The following is a 7829-nucleotide window of genomic DNA, read 5'->3' as shown; positions in this document are numbered from 1 at the left end:
GTTCTTCTTTCATATTTCTTTTGTTGTTTGAATGGTTTGTAACTTACATCAAAGGCTAAAGCCTCTTCTGCGTTTCTTCTTTTTCTTCTTGACTGATTCATCCTCTGGGAATGTCTCAAAGGTCTGAGCATTGGCTGGAGCAAAAAGTCCAATGGAAGAAATACCGTCCCAAGGGTCCTGGCTGCTCTCCGATATGGCTGGCTCCTGCTCATTCTTGCAACAGCCCTGCTCATATTGCTGAGCAGAGTTGGCACTTGCTGATAAAAGGTTCTCCGTTCCCTCTAATCTCGCATTCAGTTTGCCAAAGCTATAGTCTCGGCTAATCTGCGTACCCTTGAAGCTATATCCATCCTTGCAGAAACGGATGCCTTGAACCTTTGTTCGCTCCTTATCCTTATAGACAAACTCTAAGTGAACACCTCGCTTTGCAAGTTCACTTTTGAACTCGTCCCAACTATCTGCCATTCTCAATGCGCTCTTGACAGCATTGTGAATCTCGTATTTGACACGCTCAGCATTGCGCAATTTACGAGTATTAGTCTTGCTCTTATCCGTTCCGTAGGTCAGTCCATACTTGGATTTTAGAGCCTTGGTCACTTGCTCATTACGCCTGTAATCATTCCTGTCTGATATGAGCTTGCCCTCGTTATTGATGCGGTTATATACGATATGACAATGTGGATTGTCCGTGTTGTGATGCCTTACGATGATGAATTGGGTATCGGTGATGCCCATCATCTGCATGTATTCAAGGGCTATCTTAGCCATGAACTCATCCGTCAAACGTGGCTTGTCCTCTGGCTTGAAGCTCAATGCAATGTGTCCCACAGGCTTCTTAATCCTTGGATTTAGTTGCCTTTGTAGCTCAAAACTTTGCGCTATCTCGGCATTTGTGCCGAGTAACACGCCATCGGAAGCAAGGATTTTAGCCTCGTCCTTGCCTGTAACATAGCGGATGCAACCAGCAAATGAGCTGCCCTTCTTTAGCTTGCCTATCATGTGGCATCCTCCTTTCTGCCTATTCCGCATGGCTTCGATTTTGGACTTGCTTGGCGATACTCGCCAAGGATTTCTTTCAATCTTCTCAACAAGTCCACCACATACACATGAGTTTCATGTAAACCTCTCTGATGCGACAGCTTGGTAAGTTGGTTGAGGTTGTTCGCCATGCCAATGAGATTCTTGGCGATGGCTACCGTCTCAGCGTTGTGTCCGCTGACCACCTCGCCGTTCAAGGCGGACTCACGGATGTACTCCGCCAACTTGCGATTGGCTTTTCTCGCCCTCAGCCTCAATGCCTCGTAGCTTGGCTTCGAGAACTTCACCGTGACAGACTTCGACAACTTGCGAACCCTGCCTGTGGGCGGTCTTCCGCCCTTTTTCTTGTCCTGTTCATGTATGCTTGTCATTCGATATACTGTTTACAGTTGGTACACTTACTTTCTGCGACCGCCGGGAGCAAAATTCCTCCGCCATCATGGTGGAGCGAGGCGTTTTGGGGTTCCCAAAACATAACCTCGCTCCCTCTCAGAACACGTTAGTTGGAACTACTGCCTTTCAGCTATCCACGCCCAAGGTCGCAGACCTTAATTCTCACAATTTGCGCCAAGCCTCGAAGTCCTCTTCATAAAGGCTTAGGTGGTGGCGCACGATGTTCTCGATGATGCCCGATACGCTCATGCGCCTCCCTCCAAGGATGCGGACGACTCGATCAAGACGGTCTCGTACATCGGAACTGACGAAGACTGGCTTGCGGTCGTCAATCCTTGGAACTTGGAGGAAGGTCTGCTGATACTCCTCTAATGTCGCCTTGCGCTGCTTGCCACTGATGCGCTTCTGCGGATTCGGTGGCGATTGAACCTCGTTCGTAAGCTCGTCCTCCATGTTGGAGGTTGTTGCAGCCACATTCTCTGTCACAACTTCTAAATCGGAGTTCTCCACCTCTTCAAAGAAAGAGCTATGTTTTTGGGCATAGTCTTTACCATAAGTGGATGGGTGAAGCGAAGCCATCACCTCCTGTGTCATTTTCTCCTGCTGTTCAGGAAACATTTTCGTTTCTTTTGTTCTTGCCATAGCTTATGCTGTTTTATTTGTTAATATAGTGGTCACGGTTTGCACCATTGACCGATTGTCGGGTGCAAAGTAAGTGTACTGAGTGCAGCCATGCAACTGATTGGGTGTAACGTGGCAATTTAGTTGTGGCTTGCTTATTTGCATACCGAGATAGTTGTGAGAACTTCAACGTATTTCTCAACTCATCATTGTTCATGTATTCGTTGCAGTCGTGCAAGTTTTTCTTGTTGTTTTTGGCGTTGAAGTCGGCAAACCCCGGCAACATACTGCCACAGAAATTGAAAACGCTTGTTTTTAGATTGCCGTGCCTTATCTTTGCACTCACAAACGTGGAGCACAGCATATGCGTGGAGCTTTGCGACATATAACATAGTATTAACTTAGAAAAAAGAAAAGTATGGGATTCATCGTATTCGAGGAAGAGGCATTCAACTATCTTGATGCCCAGTTGGAGAACTTCGTGAAGCGCATGGACAGAATCCGTGAGCGCAGTGAGGACAAGACCATGAACAAGTGGCTCGACACGCAGGACGTGTGTCAGACGCTCAACATCTGCCCACGGACAGTGCAGACGCTTCGGGACAACGGAACTTTGGCTTATACGCAAATCAGCCACAAGACCTACTACAAGCCTGAGGACGTGATGGCTATCGTAGCAGTAGTGGAGGACAAGAAAAAGGACATGCGCTTTCGCAAGCGCACAGGTTAGGCTGTCAATATACAACAGCCACTTTATCCAATGCAGCAAGTAAACCGAGTAACGTAAGTATCAACAATAAAACAAGACAACTATGAGCAATGAAGTAATGACAAGAAACAGCGAGTGGATGAACCACATCGTGAACCACCTCAACCGAATGGTTGACAATTTTGAACGTGCCGTGAAGAACTACCGCCCCATGCTTGGCGGTGAGCGCTTCATGACGGACAAGGAGCTTTGTGCCAGGCTGCAACTGAGCCGAAGAACCCTGCAGGACTACCGAAACAACGGTGTCATCCCGTATATCCAGCTTGGCGGAAAGATACTCTACCGCGAGTCCGACATTCAGAAGATTCTGATGGCTAACTATCGTGAGGCGTACAGAATGAAGGGCTTGTAGGAGAAATACATGTCCTTGATGAGTGGGGTGAAATGAACAAGGCGACAACGTATAACTTACCGAGCGTGGCTGTTATAGGTTGTCGCCTCATTTTATTGGCTATACCGAGTTGGTCGTGTTTGCCGAGTATCATTTGTGTTACCTGTATAAATCTAATACCATGCTAAAACACACTGCAGTGGTTCGCCCAAGTGGCTGGAGGCGCAAAGCCTCCAAGGAACGTTGCTTTATGGCAGGTCTATGCCATTGCATTCTCTGTAAAGATACAGACCAGTTTAGTGCGGCTTGTCTGCTTGTCTATGACGGACTGCATAATGAACTCCCGAAAGGCTCTGCTCTCAATGCTGTCAATACGGAAGGCTACCGCAATGACGAGTTCTAGGCTATACACATCATAGCTGATGCGGTCGTTCTTCCTGACATGACGACGCACACCCTGCTCTTTCAGAATGCCGTCCTTGAATACAGCCTTGACAGCCTTGCGCACATAGCAGCCGAACACATTATACATGTCGGCAATCTCCTGCATGGTCATCCATACAGTATCGGTCGGCATGGATACCGTTCCGCTCTCGCTGATAGTTATAACTCCTCTGTTCATTTTCCAATAGTTTTTTCGTTCGACAATCTGTTCCTTTCTCGCTTGGCAATAAGCTTATCCATATCATTTGAAATCTTCTGCTCCGTAACCTGCGCATAGACCTGTGTGCTTGTAATGTCTGCGTGTCCCATCATCTTGGCTATGCTGCCGATGGGAATGTCCTCGTTGAGCATCAAGACTCCGAATGTATGGCGGCTGGCGTGGAATCCCAACCTATTACTTATGCCAAGCACCATTCCAAGGGTATGCACATCAAGATAGATGTCTTTCTTCTCACCCAGTGGAAAAACAGGCTTGCTGTCGTCCGTGGTATTGTAGAGCGAAAGAATCTTCTCGGCTATCGGATGGAGCGGCACGAAGAACTCCACGCCTGTCTTCTCTCTTTCCTTGCGGATGAACTTCCTACCCTCGGAGTTCTCACTGATATGGTGAGGGTACAGTTTCTTTACATCTATATAGGATAAGGAGGTGAGCGAGGCAAAAATGAAACATCTGCGTGCAAGCTCCGTTCGCTCGTCAGCCATCGGGGTAGAGAGCATCTTGATGAAGTCTGCCTTGCTGATATGGGTCATCTTCGGGGCTGCCTTCTTCTCATACCCTATCTTGGCTATGGGATTGAAGCGGATAATGCTCCTGTCCACTGCCTTGTACATCAACATGTTCAGCCAGAGAAGGCAATGGTTCACGTAGCTGTCTATGCGTCCCTGGTCTCGTTTCAGGAATAGCTTGTATTCCTCCCCGAAATTCTCGTCTATGTCCTCAAAGGCGATGTCGTCCTTATCCAACGAATGGACAAAGGCTCTCAGGTTCTTCTGCCATGTCCGCTTGTGCAGGAAGGTTTGTCTGGCTTTTGAGGTTCGATACCATTCCACGATGGTATCACCAAAGTTCAGCAAGAACCTTCCTGTCGTGTCCTTGTCCTTCAACACAGCCTTCAGCATTTCCACGGTGATGATGCCATTGGCGGTAAGAAGTGAGTTGTATTTATCCTTGACCCCAGCAAGGAAACTTGCCAATCGTCCGTTGTCCCTTGCGTTCCGTACCTCTCCCTTCTTGGCGTTCCACTCCTGTGGTGTACAGGATATGCCTGTGGAAATGGCTGCACTTTTGCCGTCAACGGTGATGCGGCAAAGTATGTTGGCTGTTCCGTCTGCCTTCACCTTCTGTCTGTTGATGTAAGGCAAAATTGAAAATGTACTTCTGCTCATAGTTGTTGTCCTTATAATATAATAATGTAGTTGAAACTGTAAAAAGAAAAGTTGAAAGCCTTGTTCATAATGCGAGAATAAAGTCCTTCTCGGTTGCAGCGATGAACTTGTCCATGTCCTCAAACAGCTTCTTTTGGGTTACTCTCGCATACCGCTGCGTCATCTTCACATCCTTGTGACCGAGCATCTTGCAGATGGTCTCCATCGGCACACCAGCCTCCAGCGTAATGAGGCTGGCGAACGAGTGTCGTCCCGAATGGTAGGAATAGGTCTTGCTCGTTTCCGCCAACTTGCAGATGGTGATGAGATCGATACGAACACGATTCGTGCTCAGCAATGGGAAAAGGGTATCTCTTGCCCCGTCCTCGTATTTTGCCACCAGCTCCAACGCCTCGGGCAGGAGTTTCACCCTGGCAAGTGTTCCGGTCTTCTTGCGGTTATAGATGAGCCATTTGTCGCCATCCTCCAACACCTTGACATTGGCTTTCGTGATGGAAACGGTGTCTATGAAGGCTGTTCCTGCATAGCAGGCGAAAAGAAACAGGTCACGGCTAACGGATAGTCTCGGTTTGTCTTCGGGCAGTTCCACATCACGGATTTTTATGAAATCAGACATGCTGAGAGCCTTGGGTGTCGTAACCCTTGGAGTGCCAACCCGATAATGGGCGAACAGCAGGGTCTTGCACAAGCCTCGCTCAAAGGCGATGCGGCACATCTTCTTGAAGAGCGACACATAGATGGTGATGGTTCCTGATGAAAAGCCTTTCTCGTCAAGCAAGTAATGGTGAAAGTCACTGATGAAAGGCTCGGTGAGCTGTCCGAAAGCCAAATCAGTCAACCTATACTTCTCCCCGATGAACTCAGCGAGATTCTTGCGAATCTTTCTGTAAGTCCAGACACTGCTCTTCGACATATCGATGCCCTCATGGGTACTGAGTTCACTGATATGCTCGTCCACGAAGGAGAGAAGGGTGGTCTGTGTCTTGACGCTACCCTGCAAAGCCTCCTTGACATCCTTAGCCTCGAAGTCCGTTCTCTTTTCCACAAGCACATCGAAAGCCTTTTGGATGGAAAGCAACAACTGCCCGATGTCCTTGTTGGTTTCCACGGCTTCCTTGCTCTTGCCCTCCAATCGGCTGGCACGAGGATTCCAAAGCGATGGAGTGCAAGACAACTTGCAGGAGAACTGCGCCATAGTCCTGTTCACCGTGATGCGTCCCATGATGGGAGCTTTTCCATTCTTGTCCAATCCGCTCTTTTTTAGGTAGAGCAACACCTTGAATTTTTCGATTTTCATAACGCTTACATTTTGAGTGTGCAAATATAATCATTTTGTAAGCGTTCCTTGATACGCAAAACATTGAGAATCAGCGCAATAAAATCCGTTGATGCACAAAGTTGCCTTTCCGCATTGTTACCTGCTTTGCATAGGTAACTGTGGCTCACGATTTAGTAACTGAACTACTTCAATATTCCTCACTCGCTTGCTTTATGCCGATTTGGCAACTTTGTGCAAATCTACTCATTCCCAACAGTTTACGTTCCAACCTCTCTTATTCTCTTTTGGCTGCTTTAGAGCTTTATGTTAAAAAAACTAACTCATAATTTTGATAAAGAGAAACCATAGCTTTGCAGATCACAAACCATAGTTTTCCATCAAAGAGCTATCACAATAACAGTTATCACAGTTTCTCGAAACACTTTTCTTTTTCTCATTCCAGAACTAACTATATATATTATATATTTATATATATATAGTTAAATTACATTTAACATTTTCCTTCCCTTCAGATACCCCCTCCGTAAAAACTGTGATAACTGTTATTGTGATAGCTGTGATGGAAATTCCCCAATACGTGATTTCATGAAAATGACAGCTCTGTGTAATTTTTTTTAATAAGAAGAAAGCCAACAAGAAGGAAGCTGCGCAGGTTGCTGTTTTTGAGAATCTGGTGTTCGGAATGGTAAGAACCGCTGCTAATGAGAAGGGCGAGCCTTGGTTCTGTGCGAAGAATTTGTGCGATGTGCTCGAATATAGGAAAATGAATTTGCTTGTAAATCAGTATGTTAACCATCTTGATGCACTGAAACGGTGCATCAAGGATATGGTCTGTATGAACTGTTGGGCAGGGTGAAAAATATATAAAAATTCTTTTGTCTCGATTGTTTTTGCTATCTTTGCAAGCGATTCTGACTTGAAGAGGGGAATCGGATGACTAATTAAATAATGTAATGATATAACTCTAAACAAAAATGAAGATAAAAATTGAACCGGCTACGCCTGACAGGGCGTCGCACATTGCATCGCTCATCATGGAGGCGATGAACCCAGGATGCTGCCAGAACCTGGCTGGTGCTCATCATACACTGGCGGAATTCCACCAGGTGATGGAAAGACTCGTAAGAATGGAGGATAGCCAGTATAGCTACCGCAATACGCTCCTGGCTACCAATAGCGAGGGCATTACTGCTGGTATCATCGTGTCTTACGACGGTGCACAGCTCAAGGCGCTGCGCAAGCGATTCATCGAGGAGGCTAAGGAAACCTTCGGCATCGACTATACAGGAATGGATCCGGAAACCCAGGAGGGCGAACTCTATATCGACAGCCTCGCCGTGCCTGCTGCCTTCCGTGGCAAGGGTATCGCCAAGATGCTGCTCAAGGCGGTGATAGAAAAGGGCAGGGAAATGGGCCTTCCTGCCGTGGGACTGCTCGTGGATAAGGGCAATCCGAAGGCAGAAAGACTCTATGCCAATATGGGATTCGAATACGTGAATGATGCCGTGTGGGGTGGCCACAGCATGAAGCATCTCCAGTATCCGCTGCGCTAGTTCGCTGATTTCGGT

10 protein-coding genes are annotated in these 7829 nt (G+C 47.1%); 4 read left to right on the top strand and 6 right to left on the bottom strand.

Annotated features, from left to right (window positions below; translation table 11 throughout):
* Positions 1 to 48: 48 nt before the first annotated feature.
* From CFT61_RS15135 to CFT61_RS15125, 3 genes are all read right to left on the bottom strand, one after another.
* Positions 49 to 999, bottom strand: coding sequence for a relaxase/mobilization nuclease domain-containing protein (locus tag CFT61_RS15135; RefSeq protein ID WP_089545232.1), 951 nt, complete (start codon positions 997 to 999; stop codon positions 49 to 51).
* Complete coding sequence (locus tag CFT61_RS15130) at positions 996 to 1409, bottom strand: plasmid mobilization protein (RefSeq protein ID WP_089545231.1); 414 nt, start codon at positions 1407 to 1409, stop codon at positions 996 to 998. The genes CFT61_RS15135 and CFT61_RS15130 overlap by 4 nt, the downstream gene beginning before the upstream one ends.
* Before the next feature lie 184 nt (positions 1410 to 1593).
* The gene (locus CFT61_RS15125; RefSeq protein WP_071122670.1) at positions 1594 to 2073 is read right to left on the bottom strand and encodes a DUF3408 domain-containing protein; all 480 of its coding nucleotides are present in this window, start codon (positions 2071 to 2073) and stop codon (positions 1594 to 1596) included.
* Positions 2074 to 2470: 397 nt separating this feature from the next.
* Between CFT61_RS15125 and CFT61_RS15115 the strand changes: the two genes are divergently transcribed.
* Together CFT61_RS15115 and CFT61_RS15110 are read left to right on the top strand one after the other, a co-directional pair.
* Entirely contained in the window at positions 2471 to 2782 is a 312-nt protein-coding gene (locus CFT61_RS15115; RefSeq protein ID WP_008656559.1) for a helix-turn-helix domain-containing protein, read from the top strand.
* Between the two features lie 82 nt (positions 2783 to 2864).
* Positions 2865 to 3173, top strand: coding sequence for a helix-turn-helix domain-containing protein (locus CFT61_RS15110; RefSeq protein ID WP_089545229.1), 309 nt, complete (start codon positions 2865 to 2867; stop codon positions 3171 to 3173).
* Between the two features lie 238 nt (positions 3174 to 3411).
* Here CFT61_RS15110 and CFT61_RS15105 read toward each other — a convergent pair whose 3' ends face one another.
* The 3 genes from CFT61_RS15105 to CFT61_RS15095 form a co-directional block, all read right to left on the bottom strand.
* On the bottom strand, positions 3412 to 3774 hold the full coding sequence (locus tag CFT61_RS15105; protein ID WP_089545228.1) for a hypothetical protein: 363 nt from the start codon (positions 3772 to 3774) through the stop codon (positions 3412 to 3414).
* Positions 3771 to 4982 carry a site-specific integrase gene (locus tag CFT61_RS15100; protein WP_089545227.1) on the bottom strand — a complete coding sequence of 404 codons (1212 nt, stop codon included), beginning with the start codon at positions 4980 to 4982 and terminating at the stop codon, positions 3771 to 3773. The genes CFT61_RS15105 and CFT61_RS15100 overlap by 4 nt, the downstream gene beginning before the upstream one ends.
* 64 nt (positions 4983 to 5046) lie before the next feature.
* Positions 5047 to 6279 carry a site-specific integrase gene (locus tag CFT61_RS15095; protein WP_089545226.1) on the bottom strand — a complete coding sequence of 411 codons (1233 nt, stop codon included), beginning with the start codon at positions 6277 to 6279 and terminating at the stop codon, positions 5047 to 5049.
* A gap of 664 nt (positions 6280 to 6943) precedes the next feature.
* Here CFT61_RS15095 and CFT61_RS17480 point away from each other — a divergent pair.
* Entirely contained in the window at positions 6944 to 7117 is a 174-nt protein-coding gene (locus CFT61_RS17480) for a BRO-N domain-containing protein (RefSeq protein ID WP_089545225.1), read from the top strand.
* Between the two features lie 118 nt (positions 7118 to 7235).
* Complete coding sequence (locus CFT61_RS15085; RefSeq protein ID WP_089545224.1) at positions 7236 to 7814, top strand: GNAT family N-acetyltransferase; 579 nt, start codon at positions 7236 to 7238, stop codon at positions 7812 to 7814.
* The last annotated feature ends 15 nt before the right edge of the window (positions 7815 to 7829 follow it).

The organism is Segatella copri (assembly GCF_002224675.1).
Classification (GTDB): domain Bacteria; phylum Bacteroidota; class Bacteroidia; order Bacteroidales; family Bacteroidaceae; genus Prevotella; species Prevotella copri_U.
The sequence above is the reverse complement of the archived record's forward strand: the minus strand, read 5'-3'. Positions and strand labels throughout refer to the sequence as shown.

Excerpts from the sequence above, each read along its gene's own strand:
- CFT61_RS15135 (WP_089545232.1), bottom strand. The coding sequence starts at position 999 with ATGATAGGCAAGCTAAAGAAGGGCAGCTCATTTGCTGGTTGCATCCGC.
- CFT61_RS15130 (WP_089545231.1), bottom strand. The coding sequence starts at position 1,409 with ATGACAAGCATACATGAACAGGACAAGAAAAAGGGCGGAAGACCGCCC.
- CFT61_RS15125 (WP_071122670.1), bottom strand. The coding sequence starts at position 2,073 with ATGGCAAGAACAAAAGAAACGAAAATGTTTCCTGAACAGCAGGAGAAA.
- CFT61_RS15115 (WP_008656559.1), top strand. The coding sequence starts at position 2,471 with ATGGGATTCATCGTATTCGAGGAAGAGGCATTCAACTATCTTGATGCC.
- CFT61_RS15110 (WP_089545229.1), top strand. The coding sequence starts at position 2,865 with ATGAGCAATGAAGTAATGACAAGAAACAGCGAGTGGATGAACCACATC.
- CFT61_RS15105 (WP_089545228.1), bottom strand. The coding sequence starts at position 3,774 with ATGAACAGAGGAGTTATAACTATCAGCGAGAGCGGAACGGTATCCATG.
- CFT61_RS15100 (WP_089545227.1), bottom strand. The coding sequence starts at position 4,982 with ATGAGCAGAAGTACATTTTCAATTTTGCCTTACATCAACAGACAGAAG.
- CFT61_RS15095 (WP_089545226.1), bottom strand. The coding sequence starts at position 6,279 with ATGAAAATCGAAAAATTCAAGGTGTTGCTCTACCTAAAAAAGAGCGGA.
- CFT61_RS17480 (WP_089545225.1), top strand. The coding sequence starts at position 6,944 with ATGGTAAGAACCGCTGCTAATGAGAAGGGCGAGCCTTGGTTCTGTGCG.
- CFT61_RS15085 (WP_089545224.1), top strand. The coding sequence starts at position 7,236 with ATGAAGATAAAAATTGAACCGGCTACGCCTGACAGGGCGTCGCACATT.